We start from the raw sequence: 18,054 nt of genomic DNA on the forward strand, positions 1-18,054 counted from the left end.
GAACGGTAGCTACACCTATACGCCAAACCTCGACTACATCGGTAGCGACAGCTTTACCGTCACCGTCTCCGACGGCAAAGGCGGTACCGCCTTGGCGACGGTGAACATCAACCTCACGCCCGCCTCTGATCCAGCGATCATCGGTGGGGTGAAGCAAGGTGAAGTCACTGAAGACGTCGCAGTTGTCGGCAATGAAATCAAAACCCAAGGTCAGTTAACCATTACCGACCCGGATGCCGGCGAAGCCGTATTCCAGACCCAAAATACCACGGGCAAGTATGGCCAGTTTGCCGTCAATGACGCTGGCTTGTGGACGTATACCGTCGACAATAGCCAAGGCATTGTGCAAGGCTTGGACGATAAAGAATCCCTCACTGAAAGCTTCACGGTCTTGTCCAAAGACGGTACGCCAGTGACGATTACGGTCGTGGTGAATGGCACGAATGATGCGCCTGTCGCAACCGCTGCAACGCTCAATGTGAAAGAAGACGACGCGCTGGTGAATGGTCAATTGATCGCCACCGACGTGGATGTTGAGAAACTCACCTTCGCCGCTAAAAACCCATTGCCTGCAGGCTTAACGCTCAACGCCGACGGCAGCTACAGCTTTAACCCAGCCGATCCTGCGTACAACAGCCTCAAAGCCGGTGAAGAACTTAAAATCACCGTACCGTACACCGTCACCGATGGCACAGTGACGGTGGATAGCACCTTGTCACTGACCATTACCGGCACCAACGACAAACCGGTGGTCACCCCACCGACTGAACCAGTACCACCGACGGTTAACTTCGACCCGAACACCGGTACCTATACGCACAATGTGCCGGAAGACACGATTGTGATCGGTAAAGTCAACGGCACCGATGTGGATGGCGACACCTTGTCGTTCACGCAAGCGAGCAACCCAGCGCACGGTACTGTGGTGCTCAACCCGAACGGTAGCTACACCTATACGCCAAACCTCGACTACATCGGTAGCGACAGCTTTACCGTCACCGTCTCCGACGGCAAAGGCGGTACCGCCTTGGCGACCGTCAACATCAACCTCACGCCCGTTGACGACGCCAGTATCTTACGGGCCGATAGCCAAACGGTCCTTGAAGACACGCCAGCCACCGGCAATGTGCTGACCAACGATCGCGATGTTGATAATGCTTTAACCGTCGCGACCTTCTCGGTAGACGGCCGCAACTACACCGCAGGCCAAACCGCAACGATCGCCAATGTCGGTACATTGACCCTTGGCAGCAACGGTGAATACACCTTTAGCCCTGCGCCAAACTGGAATGGCGTGATGCCGCAAGCGACTTATGTTACCAACACCGGCAGCAGCAGTACGCTCGACGTGAAAGTGACCCCGGTTGACGACGCCAGTGTCTTGCAAGCCGACAGCCAAACTGTCCTTGAAGACTCGCCAGCCACCGGCAATGTGCTGACTAATGATAGCGATGTTGATAGCGCTTTAACCGTCGCGACCTTCTCGGTAGGTGGCAGCAATTACACTGCGGGACAAACGGCAACGATTGCTAACGTAGGTACATTGACCATTAGCAGCAACGGTGAATACACCTTTACCCCAGCGCCGAATTGGAATGGCGCGATGCCGCAGGCGACTTATGTCACCAACACCGGCAGCAGCAGTACGCTCGACGTGAAAGTGACCCCTGTCAACGACGCACCAACGCTCGATCTTGATGCCAGCATGGAAGATACGAGTTTTATTACCACGTATACCGAAAATGGGAGTGGTATTCCGATTGCAGACATCGATAGCTTGATTAACGATGTGGACAACGCCAATTTACAAAGCGCGAAGATTGTCTTGACCAACGCTCAGTTGGGCGATGTATTGACGACCGTCGGTTTACCCAATGGGATTGTTGCAGCACAAAGCGTCGTTAATGGGCAAATTGTATTAACGCTCACGGGCAATGCCTCTAAAGCGGATTACGAGACCGCCATCGAATCGATTCGCTTTAGCAGCACCAGCGAAAATCCGAGCACGGTTGATCGTATTTTAAATGTGACCGTGAATGATGGCCTAGCCAATAGCAATACTGCGATTAGTACGGTTCATGTTGTGGCGGTAAACGACGCACCAGAAACCAATGCAACCACCGCGACTGGTGATGAAGACACCCTCATCGCCGTCAACCTCAGCGGTAGTGACGTTGATGGCAGCGTCGCCAACTTCAAAGTGACGGCCTTGCCAGCAAACGGCACGTTCTATAGCGATGCAGCCGGTACCATTGCGATCACAGCGGCCAGCGTGATTACGGCGACCAATAATGGCGCAACCATCTACTTCAAACCCAATGCCAACTGGAATGGCGATACAACATTCCAATACGCTGCGACGGATAATTCGGGTTTGGCCGATAGCACCCCGGCCAATGGCAAAATCACCGTTAAAGCAGTGAATGATGCGCCCGATGCCATCGATGATCCTGCGACAACGACCGGCCTTAAATCCGAATATTTCGTGTATCACGAAGGCAGCAATCTTGATGGCAGTAATTTAACTTCGCTAGCGATGGTGAAGGCTTTTATTGATAGCCACAGTGCTGCGGCGGTCTTTACGGCGAAAACTTTTAATTACAATCTTGGCAATGGTGATTTGGGCGGGAATAATAATCTACAAACCTTCCTTGGTAGTGATGCGGCATCACTCAATACCGATCCTGAGAACTCCTCTGATGCCATCATTCGCATGACCGGCAATATCACTTTGGCAGCTGGGACTTACAACTTTAAAGTCCTCGCCGATGATGGTTATGTAATTTATGTTGATGGTAAAAAAGTCGCTGAAGTTGATAAGATTCAATCACCAACCGGTACTGAGCATGCTTCATTTACCATCGCGACGGGCGGTAATCATACGATTGAGATCGTATATTGGGATCAAGGCGGCCAAGCCGTATTTAAGCCCGAACTACGTCAAGGCGCAGACGCTTACCAATCTTTAGGCAACTTCATTCTTACTAGCCCGGTACCTTACTCAACAGTAGAAGATACGCGGCTGACCATCACTAGTGCGGCTTTACTCGCTAATGATAAAGACCCTGATGGCGATGTATTAACGATTACCTCCGTTCAAGGTGCGACTAACGGTAGCGTGGCGCTCGTTAATGGCAATGTGGTGTTTACTCCGGCACCGAACTACACCGGCCCAGCAAGTTTTACCTACACCATTAGCGATGGTAAGGGCGGGGTAGATACAGCGACGGTTTCACTGCATGTCACGGCAGTGAACGACGCGCCAGATACCGCGATGATTACGGCCAGCGGTGCAGAAGACACCTTAATTACCGTTAACCTCAGCGGCAGTGATGTGGATGGCTCGGTGCGCAGTTTTAATCTGACGACCTTGCCAAGCAATGGCACTTTTTATAGTGATGCGGCAGGTACGGTGGCCATCACCGCAGCAACGGTGATTGCCGCAACCGCGAATGGCGCAACGATTTACTTCAAACCCAATGCAAATTGGAATGGCATTCAAACTTTCGAATATGCCGCAAAAGATGTTTATGGGCTGGTTGATACAACGCCAGCGACTGGCACAATCACCGTGAATCCGGTCAATGATGCCCCCACTTTTGTTTCTAGCACGCCAGTCACCGTTTCAGAAGAAGGCTTGAAAGGCGGCATTGCAGATACCACAGGCACATCAGATACAAGCAATGCCACCACTGCAATAGGAACGGTGATCTTTAATGATGTCGACAACACCGCACTCACCTACACCTTAACTGCGCCAACAGGTTTAACCTCAGGTGGCCAAGCGATTAATTGGAGCGGCAATGGCACAGGTGCGCTGGTTGGCACGGTTGGCAATCAAACGATTGCCACGATCTCGATTGATGGCACGGGCAAATACACCGTGACGTTATCGGGCCCAGTTGATCATGTCGATAAAACCGCTGAAGACGTGAAATCGTTCAATGTAACGGTGAGTGCATCAGATGGTAAGTTATCAAGTTCGGGTCAAGTTACGATCAATATTGAAGATGATGCGCCGGTAGGCCAAAGCACGACGGCAACGGTGCAAATGCCATACATCAATACCAATTTAATCCTGACTTTGGATACCTCGGGCAGCATGGCCGATGCGAGCGGAATTGCGGGCAAAACTCGCTTACAAGTGGCTAAAGAGGCGTTAACACAACTCATCAACGATTACGATAATGTGGGTGACGTTAAGATCATGTTGGTTGGCTTTAGCTCAACGGCCACCACCCAACTCGCTAATGGCAATACTTGGCTTACCGCTGCAGAGGCCAAAGCCATATTGGCAAACTTTACTGCAGATGGCGGAACCAATTACGACGCTGGCGTTGCTCAAGTCATGACGCATTTTGACGATGCTGGCAAACTGGTCGGTGGCCAAAACGTCGGGTATTTCTTCTCTGATGGTGTGCCTGGCACAGGTCTTGGTTTAGATAGCACCGAAACAAAAACATGGACTGACTTCTTAAATAGCAAAGACATTAACTCACTGGCGATTGGCTTAGGCACTGGCGTAGCAGGCACCAATCTTGACCCTCTCGCTTACAACGGTACAGGTTCAGGCACCGAAGCCAACTCGATTATCGTCACTGATTTGGCGCAATTGCCACCGATTTTGCGCGACACCATCCTTACGCCAACAGCAGGTAATATCACCGGCGGACTGGTTGGCTCGGCGGTCGCAGGTTTTGGTGCCGATGGCGGTCACATCAACGACATCACGGTCAATGGGGTGAAATACACCTTTAACACTGCGGGCAATAGCATCACCACCACCGCCAATGGCAGCACTTATACCTTTGACCCAGTGAGCCATACTTTAAAAGTCACTACGACCTTGGGTGGACAATTCATCATTGATTTGGATGATGGTAAATACACTTACACGCCGCCAGTGACTTTACAAAGCAATGCCAGCGAGAATATTGGCTTTACCTTGATTGACAACGATGGTGATCTGGATAAATCCAATAGCACATTAACCATCAATGTCATTCCGCCACGCTATAACACCGCGCCGGTACTGGTCGATGACTTTAGCTTTACCAAGGCCAATCAAGCGATTTCACTCGATGTGCTGGCCAACGATAAAGACTTGCAAGGCGATAAATTAACGCTCACTGGCACGCCAACGCTCACGTCTGGGCAAGGTGTGGTCACCATTGATCCGAAAACGGGCTTGCCAGTCTTTACACCAGACGCCAACTTCATCGGTGAAGCCACCATCCGCTACACCGTAAGCGATGGTTTCGGAGGCACATCCAGTGCGATTTGGACGGTCAAAGTAGTCCCCAACAGCAATGTTTTATCTGGTGGCGCAGGTGTTGATTTATTTACGGTTGTTAATGGCAGCGCGGACAGCTCGGGCTTAACCGTAGAAATGAAATCTGCTGGTGATTGGGACTACTCGACCAATCCTCCGACACTTATACCGGGGGTGAATACATCGGTCACTACGGCATCACATGATCAAGTTTTTGTCATGGACTATCGAAATGACCATGTTGAAGCTGGTGCAGGCAATGACCTCATCTATATGGGCGGCACTGAAAATAATGTAACGCAAACTAGTAATACCTTAATGGCACTGGAGATCATGAATATTGCAACGACCGGCATTGAAGGCACAGACTTACGCACACTTTCAAACCTTTCTTCACCAACTCAATCCATTTCGGATTATGCCAATGCGGGCAGTGGTGATGACGTTGTCTTTGGTGAACAAGGTTCAGATGTCCTTTATGGTGGCAGCGGGAATGACAAATTATTTGGCGGCTCTGAAAATGATGCGCTGCGTGGCGGCTTAGGCAACGATTTACTTGTTGGCGGAAGTGGCTCAGATATTCTGCGCGGCGATGCCGGATCAGACACCTTTAAATGGACGCTGGGCGACCAAGGTACTGTTGGCGCACCTGCCCGTGATGTGGTGATGGACTTCAACAACGCCAAATCAGGCAATGCTGTGGGCGATGTGGATAAACTCGATCTGCGCGACTTACTACAAGGCGAAAATAGCGGCAGCCTCACGCAGTATCTGCACTTTGAGAAGTCGGGCACAGACACGATTGTTCACGTCAGCAGCAAAGGTGAATTTAGCAATGGCAATTGGACCACGAAAGAAGACCAAGTCATTACCTTACAAGGTGTTGATCTCACCACGTCAGGTAATGATCAAGCCATCATTAATGAGCTACTGAGCAAAGGAAAATTGATTACAGACTAGGCTCTGTTCACGTTTGGTTTGGCGGTAGGCAAACCCAATGTCAACAGACCCGATGAACTAAAGCAGCAATAAAAAAAGGCCAGAGATTGAATCTGGCCTTTTTTTACATCCAATCGATAGACTTAAATTATTTTAATTTATCTTTAGTAATCAACCCCGTTACACCGCTCAAACCGAGTTCTTTTAATTTACTCCACTCCGCTTCAGTGCGAACTTGTTCTGCAATTGTCAATATGCCCAGGCTATCGGCCATACGAACGACTTCTTTTAATAAGCGTTGATTGCCAGTATGTTGATCAATATCGAGGATATAACTGCCATCAATTTTTAAATACGCCAACGGTAAATCGTATAAGCGCAGCATGCTGCTCACCGCGCGGCCAAAATGCTCAATCCCCACTTTGACATTCAATTGATTCATCTCAGCCGCAAAAGTAGCCAGCGTTTCAAATTCTTGCGTAAAACTATTGCCATTAATATCAAACCACAGGCGAGCACGCGTTTCAGGGCTGAGACCTTGCAAAATTTTGACTAGCTCAGCGCGAAATGGCAGATTGCTCAATGATTCGATATCTAAATTGACCGCAAAATGCGTGGAATGCTGTGTTAATTCTTTGACTGCCAAGCGAACCGCGGCCAAATCTAGCTCTGCAGTTAAGCCAAAACGCTTGGCAAATGGCATAAAGACACCGGCACTCAATAAATGATCACGACCCACCTCAGGCAAACGCAACATCAGCTCTTGATGAATCACCTTGCCCTGCCAATCTAGTGCTGGATATTGCGCAGCAACAAATTGCTGTGACTGCACAGCTTGCTGCAAACATTCGCGCCAATAGGTATTAGGGTGACTCACAAACGCAACATCAATCGTCGCCGCGACAGCACTAATCACGCCTTGGTTTTCTGCTTGCGCCATGGCCGCATCGGTTCTTGCTAGCAAAGCGCCAATCGATTCACCTTGAATAAATTCGCTATAACCGATGTGAATAAAGTTTTCCATGCTACTTAATTCAGTCAACGACGCGAGTAGTTGGGCGACAAATTCGGCTGGATTTTCTAAATCTGGCGTTGTTAAAGCAAAATCACAGCCATTTAATCGGGCAGCCACCCATTCTTCACCTTGATCATCCCAACGCGCCAAACACGTTGCAATCTGGCTGAGTAATTGATCCGTTGCTTGTCGACCTAGATTTTGATTAATCTCAGCCAAATCTTTTAATCGCAATAGCAATAAAAAACCATGGCCACTGCGATCTTCATCATTAAGCAAACCCGATAAACGTCCCATAAAAAAAGCACGATTAACTAAGCCAGTCACTTTGTCTCGATTCACATCTTGATGCAGCTGATCAATGCGCTCTGATTGTTCATCAAACATTTGCTTGATTCGCACCACCATACTATTCATTGCACCAACGACTCGGCGTAATTCAATATACGGTGGCTCGGCAATGGTAATAAATCGCCGCTCGCTAATCGCTTCGGCCTGCGCAATCATTTGAGAAATCGGCTGACGTACTCGATTAAATAGCGCCCACACTAATAAGGCCACCAATACCCCGCCGCCAATAATCCAGAAGAATAATTTAACTACGCCACTCCATAATGACTCGTAAGCGAATTTACTATGCGCACGAACCTCGACAGCACCCGCCTGCTGCCAGCCTTTATTGACTAAAGCTTGCCCCGAAGCCACATCAATCGGAAACAATTGCATAAACCAACTGGGCACATGACTGGGCAGCTCTTTATTTTTGAGTTCGATGATTATTTTTTTATGCGGATCACGAAAACGAATTAATTCAAAATGCCCAGAATCAAACAACGCCGAGGTCATTAACTCAATCATCGCCGGATCTTCAGCCTGCTGCGATAAAGACAAAGCCAAAGACGATGCATTATCACTACTTTGTGTGAATAATTGTTGCTGCAAATAATCTCGCGCGCTCAATGTGCTCACAATTAAACTCACCATAAAGGCCAGCAACGTTGAGATGATGATTAATAATAATACCTGCCGAATTAAAGACACTCTGTTATTCCTTATTGTCAATGCCATCTGCTTGCATACGTAATAAAACATCCTTCCAGCGTGACAAACGATCAATCGATGCTGATGGCTGTTTACCACTTCCTGCAAATACGCCTTCATGATTAAAACTAAATACGGGGGTTAAATCAGGACGGCGACTTGCTGGACGAATTTCAGTAATTAAATTATCCAAAACTAAAGGCTCCGCATCAGGTTCGCTATAATAAGTCAATACCATATGTGCCTGACTAATTGTACTATTATTGCCACCAATTTTGGCTTTTACATAACTCAGCCTTAATTTATCAGTAGAAACCCCAGCATCTTTTAATGCCATATATTTAATAATGGCAAAGTCTTCACAATCACCCGCTGATTTACCCATCATTTCAAGTGGTGTCGCCCAATAATCGGCTTGGTTCCACAAAACCTGATCTTCAACAAACTGAAATCTACGATTGATATACTCATTAATTCTTTTTAGTTTATCGGCTTCAGGCAATGTTTTACTGGCAAGTAATAGTTGCTGCATTTCTGCCACAGTTTTAACCGTATTTGCAGCATAACGTTGCTGCGCCAACTTAAGCAAACGATCAAAATCCCAGGCAGAAAAAACGGGGAATGCCCAAAGCATTGTGAGCAACAGTAAGCTGCAAATCCATCCGTAATCAGGACGCTGCAAATTGAACATTTCGATCTTTTCTCGACGATTTGGCTATAGTAGGAATTGTTAATACTAGAGCATTAATGAAATCATTTAGGTAAACTAGACAACAATCAACGCGCTTATAACTTTAATACATCATCCTAAATTGGACATTGAGAAATATGAAGCTAAAAACAATTGCAATTTTATTCCTTACTCTCAGTAGCGCCACTAGCTTTGCGGCCGCGACATTACGCGATGCCGTCGAACAAACCGTATTACGCAATCCAGAAATTCGCGCTAAATGGCTAGAATTTCGCGCGTCAGGAAAAGAACAAGATGTTGCGCGTGGTGGATACTACCCACAGATCAATATCCAAGGTATTGCAAGCGCAGAAAATCTGCAAGATCCAAAAAATAAAACCGGTAATTTCAATCACCCTAGCTACAATATTGAATTTCGCCAAATGCTGTTCGACGGTTTTGCGACTTCTGAAGAAGTTCGCCGTCTCGGCTATGGTAGCCTCACTCGTTATTATGATTTATTGGCCACCAGCGATGCTGCTGCGCTTGAAACCACCAATGCTTATTTAGATGTATTACGCTATCGCAAATTAGTTGAACTAGCGAGCGACAATTATGCAATTCACAAAGAAACCTACAACCAAATTGTAGAGCGCGTCGAAGCCGGCGTAGGTCGCCGCGTTGATTTAGAAATGGCAACAGGTCGTTTGGCATTAGCCGAATCCAATTGGCTGACCGAATCATCCAATTTACTCGATGTTTCTGCCCGCTATGAACGCCTTACTGGCGTAGCGCCTGATGCAATCATGAATGATGCGCCTGATTTAGGCTCATTTAGCCCAAAAGATTTAAATCACCTTAAAGAGGGTTTACGTAATAACCCGAGTTTTTTAGCGGCGATTTATAATATCCGTGGCGCTCGTGCCGCGGCCACGGCCAAAAAGAGCGGTTTTTATCCACAACTCTATTTCCGCGCCGCGCATGGCTACGATAAAAATCGCGATAATATCGACGGTAATTATCGTGATAGCAAAGCGCAGCTAATCGTTGATTACAATATTTTCCGAGGTGGCAGCGATGTGGCTTTAGCCAGTCAATATGCTGACCAGCTCAATATCACCTATGAATTACGCGATAAAACTTGCCGTGATTTACGCCAAACCACTCAAATTGCGTGGAATGATACTTATCGCCTCACCGAGCAACGTAAATACCTCGATCAACACGTACTCTCAACCGAAAAAGCGCGTGATGCATTCCGCCGACAATTTGATATTGGCCAACGCTCATTACTCGACTTATTAGATACCGAAAACGAGTTATTTGAAGCCAAACGCGCGCTGGTACGCGCTGAATACGATCATCAACTATCGTATGCTCGCGTACTGACTCAAGCGCATGAATTGCTGGCTGCACTGCAAATCTCACCACTGGAAAACATTGCGCCCAATTCTGATCTTGGCGGCGCTGAAGCAGAGGACGACAAAGCTAATTGTTTAGGCGCTTTGATTCCAACCGTGCCACTTGATCGTGAAGCGGCCCTCGCTGGTCGACCACCACGTATTGCCACCCCAGTGATTCCTGCCACACCAGAAACACCTGCGAGCAATAATAGCTGCGATAAATCGATTACCGAGATGGTAGAAAGCTGGCGCAGCCAATGGGCCGAGAAAAAGGTCGATGCGTATTTAGCACAATATGCCAGCCAATTTGAAGCCTCAGGCAAGCGAACTCGCGCCGATTGGGAAAACAAACGCCGTAGCCGCTTAAGTAAAGAAGGTGCGATTACCTTGAAATTTGATAACTTAAGCTGCAGCAATGTCAGCAAAGATCAAGCCAAAGTCACCTTTAAACAAAGCTACAGCTCAAGCAACTATCAAGACAACGTTGAAAAAACCCTTGATCTCGTATCTGAAGGCGGCAAGTGGAAAATCAAACGCGAACAAGTCACCAGCGGACGTAGCGAATAAAGCCAAGTTCACCAGCCAACAGCCCGTTAATCGACGGGCTGTTTTTATTTTTACCTAGGGTCTGTTGACGTTTGGTTTGCCAACCGCGTTTGCGCGGATTTTGGCCTGAGGCAAGGCACGAAGCGCGCAACGTAGTCATTCTACGCCAGCGCTTTGTAACGCAGCATCAGGCCAAAAGCCGCCAAACCCTGCGGGCTGGGCGCTTTTCGCGGCGACTCTGTGTTGTAGCAAGCTCACATAGAATGACTATGCATCGCTTACTACACCTTGATTCGCCGCGAAAAACACTCCAGCGCGGCGGGAAACCAAACGTCAGCAGCCCCTAAGCACTATAAAATACTTTTTTTAACCCGCCGCTTGTATTAAGGACTACCTCTTTGGAGGTGGGTCGAGATAGAACCAAATACCCGCTTGTTCTAAACAGTGAATCCGTATACTAAACCTATGATTTTAATCGACCAAATTGCTGCTCAGCGCGGTGATCGACGCCTGTTTTCGGATCTTTCTTTCGCCCTCCACGCGGGGGATTGCGTTCATTTGCGCGGCGAAAATGGCATTGGTAAAACCAGTTTACTTAAAATGCTGGCCGGTCTTTCGCAGCCTGATCAAGGGCAAATTCTGTGGCAAGGCCAAGCGCTGACTGCGCTTGGCGACGATTACCACTGCCAGCTGCATTATTTGGGTCATAAAGATGCGCTCAAAGACTTGCTCAGTCCATATCAAAATTTACATTGGGCGGCGCAAATCGCTGGAAATCATTTATCAGAGGCGGCAATTTTGCACACTTTGGCCAAAGTGGGCTTATTGCAGCAATGTGATCTACCCGTGCGTAGCTTGTCGCAAGGGCAAAAAAAACGCGCCGCCTTAGCCAGATTACTGGCCACGCCACGGCCATTGTGGTTGCTCGACGAGCCATTTGTCGCGCTCGATACTGCGGCACAAAGCGAGCTGGGTGAATGGATTAACAGCCATTGCCAGCAAGGTGGATTGGTGCTTTTAACTTCGCACCAACAGCTACCCGCCACCATCCAACACGTGACCGAGCTCACCCTGACGAGGCCAGTATGAGTAGCTGGACTTTTTTTAGCACAGTGATCCGGCGGGATTTATTTTTGGCTTGGCAACAGCGCGGCGATTTATTGGTCGGGCTGGTGTTTTTTGTCTTGGTCGCGTGTTTGTTTCCGTTGGCGATTGGCCCTGAGTCCAAATTATTAACGCGCATTGGCCCCGGTGTTTTATGGGTTGCCGCGATTTTGGCCAATTTGCTGGCCTTACCACGGTTATTTCAAGCCGATTGGCAAGACGGCACGCTAGAGCAATTACTGCTCGCCCCCGCGCCAGCGAGCATGATGGTGGCCGGCAAAATTGTCGCCCATTGGCTCACTACCGGTGTGCCGCTCACCCTTATCGCCCCTTTACTCGGCGTGCAATACGGCTTAAGTAGCGATTTATTGTTGATGTTAATGGCGAGCCTATTGATCGGTACGCCGGTACTTAGCGCACTGGGCAGTATCGGCGCGGCGCTGACTTTAGGCGTGCGCCAAGGCGATATGCTGCTGGCGCTGCTGGTCTTGCCGCTGTATGCGCCGGTGTTGATTTTTGGCAGTGGTGCGGTGGCGGCCGTCGCTGGTGGCTTAAACGGCTACGCCGAACTCTCTTTGCTGGCGGCGATTGCCTGCGGGGCACTGTTTTTAGCGCCTTGGCTGGCAGCGATGGCGATTAAATTGGCGGTGGAATAATGCCAAATACAACTTTAGGACTGCAATGAAACCGAATACCGATGGGCCACGTTGGCTCAATATTTTTCATTTTGCTTCGCCATATCAGTTTTACCCTTTAGCCGGTCGCTTGATTCCGCTGTTTGCAACGCTGGCGGTGCTGTTGGCCATGGCGGGTCTGTGGTTGGGCTTTGCGATTGCGCCGGCTGATGCCCAGCAAGGTGAAGGTTATCGGATTATTTTCTTGCACGTGCCGACCAGTTGGATGGCGATGCTGATTTATGTGGCAATGGCTTTTTGGTCGGTGATGCATTTGATTTTACGCACACGGTTATCGGCCATGATGGCGCAAGCCTTGGCACCGACGGGCGCTTTAATGGCGTTTTTATCGCTGTTCACCGGTGCGCTCTGGGGCAAGCCGATGTGGGGAACATGGTGGGTTTGGGATGCACGGCTAACGTCGATGTTGCTGCTGTTTTTCCTGTATCTGGGTTTTATCGCCCTCACCCGCAGTATTGATGAGCCCGATCGCGCGGATAAAGCCGGTTCGGTGCTGGCGATTGTCGGCGTATTTAATGTGCCGGTGATTTATTTCTCGGTGAAATGGTGGAATACGCTGCATCAAGGCGCGTCGATTTCAATGGAAAAAGGCAGCACCATGGCCAGCACCATGCTCATTGCCATGCTGCTGATGTCGCTCGCGGCGTGGATGTATTCAATCACCACCACGCTCAGCCGAGTGCGTAATTTGATTTTGCAGCGCGAAGCGCGCACACGCTGGGTGCAAGAATTGCTCGCCATCCCCGCGCATAAAGCCTAGGAGTTGCTATGTATTGGAATAATTTAAGTGATTTTATAGCCATGGGAAGCCATGGGGTATATGTATGGGGCTCTTTTTTTGCATGCGCTGCAGCCTTATGCCTAGAGTGGGTATTTATTAAAACCCAGCGTCGCAGCATTGTGCGGCAAATCCGCCGAGCGGCGACGATTCAACACATCAACCCAAACCCACCCGCAGTCAGCAAGGATGCATCATGACCCCCAGACGTAAACGCGCCGCATGGATTATCGGCGCGCTCATTGCATTGAGCTTAGTGACTTTTTTTGTTGTGAACGCATTCCGACAAAATCTAGTGTTCTTTTATTCGCCGACGCAAATTATCGCCGGTGAAGCGCCACAAAATAGCGCATTTCGCGTTGGCGGCATGGTGGCCGAAAACAGCCTTGCGCGTGCTGCCGATGGCGTAACCATGCAATTTGTCATCACCGATACCGCGCAAAATATCCCCGTGCAATATCGCGGCATCTTGCCGGATTTATTTAAAGAAGGTAAAGGCGTCGTAGCGCAAGGGCGCTGGGAAAATGGCACGTTTATCGCCAGCGAAGTGCTCGCCAAACATGACGAAAACTATATGCCGCCCGAAGCGCAAGAAGCCGTCAATCAAGCACATCAAGCCGCAGCCAAAAACCGCGCCGCAAGTCAGGCCTCACAGCACAATAAGGAACAACAATGATTGGTGAACTCGGTAGCTTTGCGCTGATCTTGGCGCTGCTGGTGGCAATTGCCCAAGGCACACTCGGTATTTGGGGTGGTATTCATAATAATTTGCCGCTGATGCGCGTTGCGCGGCCGGCGGCGGTCTTGCAGTTGCTGCTCACCAGCATCGCCTTTGCGCTATTGGCGACGGCTTTTTTGCAAGACGACTTTTCGATTCGCTATGTGGTTCGACAATCCAATAGCCTGTTGCCGGTGTTTTACAAATTCGCCGCCGTCTGGGGTGGCCATGAAGGCTCGCTATTATTGTGGGTATTGATGCTGGCAGGCTGGGGTGCGGCGGTCGCGGTGTTTGCGAAAAACTTGCCGCTATCAGTGCAAGCCTTGGTCGGCGGCGTTTTAGGCTGGATTGGCTCGGGGCTGTATTTATTTATTTTATTCACCTCCAATCCATTTACCCGTCAATTGCCTGCGGCGGCTGATGGCGCGGATTTAAACCCACTCTTGCAAGATTTAGGGCTGATTTTCCATCCGCCATTGCTGTATATGGGTTATGTCGGTTTTTCGGTGGCGTTTGCTTTTGCCGTGGCGGCGCTGATTTCCGGGCGCTTAGACGCCAGTTGGGCGCGTTGGAGTCGACCTTGGACTTTGGCCGCTTGGGTTTCGCTGACTTTGGGCATTATGCTCGGCAGCGCTTGGGCGTATTACGAGCTAGGTTGGGGCGGCTGGTGGTTTTGGGATCCGGTCGAAAACGCGTCATTTATGCCGTGGTTAGCCGGTACCGCCTTGATTCACTCTTTAGCCGTGGCCGAAAAGCGCAATGCCTTTAAGCATTGGACGGTGTTGCTGGCGATTGGTACGTTCTCTCTATCATTACTCGGCACCTTTTTAGTTCGCTCCGGCGTTTTAACCTCGGTGCATGCTTTTGCTACTGATCCGGCGCGCGGCTTGTTTATCCTGATTTTCTTATGCTTGGTGATTGGGACTTCTTTGGCGCTGTACGCTTGGCGTGCGCCGCTACTGGAAGGCGGTGGTGCATTTAGCTGGCGCTCTCGCGAGGCTTTATTGCTGGCCAATAATGTGATTTTGATTGTCGCTTGCTCAACGGTGTTTCTGGGCACGCTCTACCCATTGCTGATTGATGCGCTGGGGCAAGGCAAACTCTCGGTTGGCCCGCCGTATTTTAATAGTGTGTTTATTCCATTAATGATGCCGGCGCTCATCCTTATGGGATTGAGTGGCACGGTGCGCTGGAAATACCAAGACGCGCATACTTTATGGCTGGCAATTCAATTGCCGTTGATTTTGGCCTTGGTCGGCGGCGCACTCTTACCACTGTTGTGGGGTGAATGGCGTTGGGGCGTAGCGGTGGCTCTGGCGATTGCGCTGTGGATTGCGCTCACCGCATTGCGTGATTGGAGCTTACGTTTAATCAGCCATCATCGGCATGGCGCTTCTTGGTGGCAAGCGCTGTGCAAAGTACCGGCGGCATTCTCGGGCATGCATATTGCCCATCTGGGGATGGCGGTGTTTGTGGCTGGCGTGACGATTGTATCGAGCTATGAGCACGAAGATGATTTACGCATGGCCATGGGCGATACGCATCCAATCTCAGGCTATACCTTGCGCTTTGACGCGGTGAATTCCGCCCGAGCGAGTAATTATTCAGCCTTGGTTGGGCGATTAACGCTCAGCAAAAATGATCGGGTTGAAAGCGTTTTGCTGCCAGAAAAACGGCAGTATTTCTCCAGCCAAATGCCGATGACTGAAGCGGCGATTCATCACACGCCGATTAAAGATATTTATGTTTCCCTCGGCGAGCCTTTGGGCAAAGATCCGTTTAAAGACGACTGGTTAATTCGCGTTCACTACAAACCGCTGGTGGGCTGGATTTGGTATGGCTGCATTTTAATGGGCTTGGGCGGCATCATTGCGCTGAGTGATCGCCGTTACCGGCAAAAAAAATGGGGTAAAACCGCATGAAGCGCTACCTACCCCTGATGATTTTCTTTAGCTTGGCCGTGCTGCTGGGGATTGGGCTCACGCTCAATCCGCGTGAACTGCCTTCGGTGTTAATCGGTAAACCCGCGCCGCAATTTGAGCTAGATCGACTGGATAAGTCCGGCCAGTTTTCGCCAAGTGAGCTGCAAGGCAAGGCGTGGCTACTGAATGTATGGGCCTCATGGTGCAGCGCTTGTATTCAAGAACACCCGGTACTCAACGACATCGCCAAATCGTATGACTTCCCGATTGTTGGTTTGAATTATAAAGACCAAGATCGCGATGCCAAAGATTGGCTGGCATTGCGCGGCAATCCGTATAGCGTTGTCGTTGCCGACCGTGAAGGCCGCGTTGGCGTGGATTATGGCGTGTACGGCGTACCAGAAACCTTTGTCATCGATAAAGCCGGTCGCATTGTGTACAAACACATCGGTCCAGTCACCCAGCAAGTATTTAAAGACAAACTCTTGCCCGAGCTACAAAAGGCCCAACGATGAAACGCTCTTTTTACTGGCTCATGCCAATATTGCTGGCGCTCTCGCTGACGGTGTCGGCCAAAACCGCCTCATCGATTACCAGCAATCCCATCGCCGAAGCACGACTGGTTGAACTCTCTGCCGAGCTGCGTTGCCTAGTTTGCCAAAACGAAAGCCTAGCCAGCTCGCAAGCACCATTAGCAGAAGACTTGCGCCGCGAAGTGCGCGAGCAAATCGCACTGGGCAAAAATAACTCAGAAATCATCAATTATCTAACCGACCGCTACGGCGACTTTGTCACCTACCGCCCTCCTTTTAAAGCGCGCACGCTGTTGCTGTGGTTGTTGCCGCCGGTGTTATTGCTGATGGGCTTGGTTTTATTGTGGCTACGTCTTCGCCGCGCATCGCCGCCAGCGCCAAAGACCGATGCCGACAGCGATGCCGACGCGATCAAAGCATTACAACAAGAATTTGACGGGAAGAATCATGAACGCGACTAATATTGGCATTTTCACTTTCATCTGCGCGCTACTACTGATTACTTGCTTGCTGATGTTGCTCTGGCCTTTATTGCGTGGCCGCTCTGCCGCCGGTGATATTCGCCGTTCACGCTACGCTTTGCACGAAACGATTTTAGCAGAGCTTGACGACGATTTACGCGATGGCCGTTTAAGCCAAGATGATTTTGCTGCAGCAAAACAAGAAGCCCAAGCACGGCTAGTGGCCGAAGTCGGCCGAGCCGATGCCAGCAGCGCGCAGCAAAAAACCCTCCCCGCAAACAAGATTGCTTTGATTCTGGCCATTGTTTTACCACTGGCGGCAGCGGGGTTGTATTTTAAAATTGGCACGCCTGCGGCGCTCGATCCAAGCACGCATCAAAGCCCGAATGTTGGCCCAGCCGAAGTCGATAGCATGGTGAAAAAACTCGAAGCCAGAATGGCGCTCGAGCCCAATGACACCGCCGGTTGGTTGATGCTGGCACGCAGCTATCGCGCACAAGCGCGTTACACTGAGGCGGCACAAGCGTATGAAAAATCATGGCCTTTGCTCGAAAAAGACCCCGGCGAGCTCGCCCGATTTGCCGGCGTATTGGCAATTGAAAACAATGGCTTTACCGGACGACCGACTGAGCTACTGGTGAAATCACTGGATTTAAATGCCAGCGAGCCCGATGCGCTAATGCTCGCGGGGAGCGCTGCTGTTGAGCGCGGTGATGATGCTTCGGCCATCCGTTGGTGGAACAAATTACTGGCTTTACTCGATCCGGGTTCAGAAGACGAAGTCTGGCTCAAAGGCGAAATTCGCACACTGCAAGATCGCCAAGCCTCTGGCCCCGCCGTTGCGGCTCATCCCTAAAATCAGCGCTATTTCAATGGCACAGCGACCACGCTGTGCCATTTTTTTTGCCCATCCAAATCAGCGTATATTTAGATACAATATTTTTATGACACGCTAGC

At 49.8% G+C, this 18,054-nt stretch carries 14 protein-coding genes; 11 read left to right on the forward strand and 3 right to left on the reverse strand.

Annotated features, from left to right (window positions below; genetic code table 11):
- Positions 1-6,232 (forward strand): cadherin-like domain-containing protein (locus LG219_RS12705; RefSeq protein ID WP_226764857.1); only part of this gene is annotated, 6,232 nt, incomplete at its 5' end.
- A 127-nt stretch (positions 6,233-6,359) separates the two neighbouring features.
- On the opposite strand, the gene LG219_RS12710 is transcribed toward LG219_RS12705, so the two are convergent.
- Positions 6,360-8,267 (reverse strand): bifunctional diguanylate cyclase/phosphodiesterase, encoded by a 1,908-nt coding sequence (locus LG219_RS12710; protein WP_226764858.1) that lies wholly within the window; start codon positions 8,265-8,267, stop codon positions 6,360-6,362.
- A gap of 4 nt (positions 8,268-8,271) precedes the next feature.
- The gene (locus tag LG219_RS12715) at positions 8,272-8,958 is read right to left on the reverse strand and encodes a transglutaminase-like cysteine peptidase (RefSeq protein WP_226764859.1); all 687 of its coding nucleotides are present in this window, start codon (positions 8,956-8,958) and stop codon (positions 8,272-8,274) included.
- 137 nt (positions 8,959-9,095) lie between these two features.
- Here LG219_RS12715 and LG219_RS12720 point away from each other — a divergent pair, with 137 nt between their 5' ends.
- A complete protein-coding gene (locus tag LG219_RS12720) occupies positions 9,096-10,907 on the forward strand; it encodes a TolC family outer membrane protein (RefSeq protein WP_226764860.1) in 1,812 nt (603 codons plus the stop codon).
- Here LG219_RS12720 and LG219_RS12725 read toward each other — a convergent pair.
- Positions 10,885-11,046, reverse strand: coding sequence for a hypothetical protein (locus LG219_RS12725; RefSeq protein ID WP_226764861.1), 162 nt, complete (start codon positions 11,044-11,046; stop codon positions 10,885-10,887). The two genes, LG219_RS12720 and LG219_RS12725, sit on opposite strands and share 23 nt — an antisense overlap.
- A gap of 305 nt (positions 11,047-11,351) precedes the next feature.
- Here LG219_RS12725 and ccmA point away from each other — a divergent pair, with 305 nt between their 5' ends.
- Genes ccmA through ccmI form a run of 9 tightly spaced genes read left to right on the forward strand, consistent with a single transcriptional unit; the run spans position 11,352 to position 17,953 of the window.
- A complete protein-coding gene (ccmA, locus tag LG219_RS12730) occupies positions 11,352-11,975 on the forward strand; it encodes a cytochrome c biogenesis heme-transporting ATPase CcmA (RefSeq protein ID WP_226764862.1) in 624 nt (207 codons plus the stop codon).
- Complete coding sequence (ccmB, locus tag LG219_RS12735; RefSeq protein ID WP_226764863.1) at positions 11,972-12,646, forward strand: heme exporter protein CcmB; 675 nt, start codon at positions 11,972-11,974, stop codon at positions 12,644-12,646. The genes ccmA and ccmB overlap by 4 nt, the downstream gene beginning before the upstream one ends.
- Before the next feature lie 25 nt (positions 12,647-12,671).
- A complete protein-coding gene (gene ccmC, locus LG219_RS12740) occupies positions 12,672-13,445 on the forward strand; it encodes a heme ABC transporter permease CcmC (RefSeq protein ID WP_226764864.1) in 774 nt (257 codons plus the stop codon).
- Positions 13,446-13,453: 8 nt separating this feature from the next.
- Positions 13,454-13,663 carry a heme exporter protein CcmD gene (gene ccmD / locus LG219_RS12745; protein WP_226764865.1) on the forward strand — a complete coding sequence of 70 codons (210 nt, stop codon included), beginning with the start codon at positions 13,454-13,456 and terminating at the stop codon, positions 13,661-13,663.
- Complete coding sequence (gene ccmE, locus LG219_RS12750; RefSeq protein WP_226764866.1) at positions 13,660-14,139, forward strand: cytochrome c maturation protein CcmE; 480 nt, start codon at positions 13,660-13,662, stop codon at positions 14,137-14,139. The genes ccmD and ccmE overlap by 4 nt, the downstream gene beginning before the upstream one ends.
- Positions 14,136-16,103, forward strand: a complete 1,968-nt coding sequence (locus tag LG219_RS12755) for a heme lyase CcmF/NrfE family subunit (RefSeq protein WP_226764867.1) — start codon at positions 14,136-14,138, stop codon at positions 16,101-16,103. The genes ccmE and LG219_RS12755 overlap by 4 nt, the downstream gene beginning before the upstream one ends.
- Positions 16,100-16,618, forward strand: a complete 519-nt coding sequence (locus LG219_RS12760) for a DsbE family thiol:disulfide interchange protein (RefSeq protein WP_226764868.1) — start codon at positions 16,100-16,102, stop codon at positions 16,616-16,618. Before LG219_RS12755 ends, LG219_RS12760 begins: the two co-directional genes overlap by 4 nt.
- Positions 16,615-17,097, forward strand: coding sequence for a cytochrome c-type biogenesis protein (locus tag LG219_RS12765; RefSeq protein ID WP_226764869.1), 483 nt, complete (start codon positions 16,615-16,617; stop codon positions 17,095-17,097). Before LG219_RS12760 ends, LG219_RS12765 begins: the two co-directional genes overlap by 4 nt.
- Complete coding sequence (ccmI, locus tag LG219_RS12770; RefSeq protein WP_226764870.1) at positions 17,084-17,953, forward strand: c-type cytochrome biogenesis protein CcmI; 870 nt, start codon at positions 17,084-17,086, stop codon at positions 17,951-17,953. Before LG219_RS12765 ends, ccmI begins: the two co-directional genes overlap by 14 nt.
- The last annotated feature ends 101 nt before the right edge of the window (positions 17,954-18,054 follow it).

The sequence above is a fragment of the Deefgea salmonis genome (genome assembly GCF_020531905.1).
In the GTDB taxonomy this organism is placed as follows: Bacteria; Pseudomonadota; Gammaproteobacteria; order Burkholderiales; family Chitinibacteraceae; genus Deefgea; species Deefgea salmonis.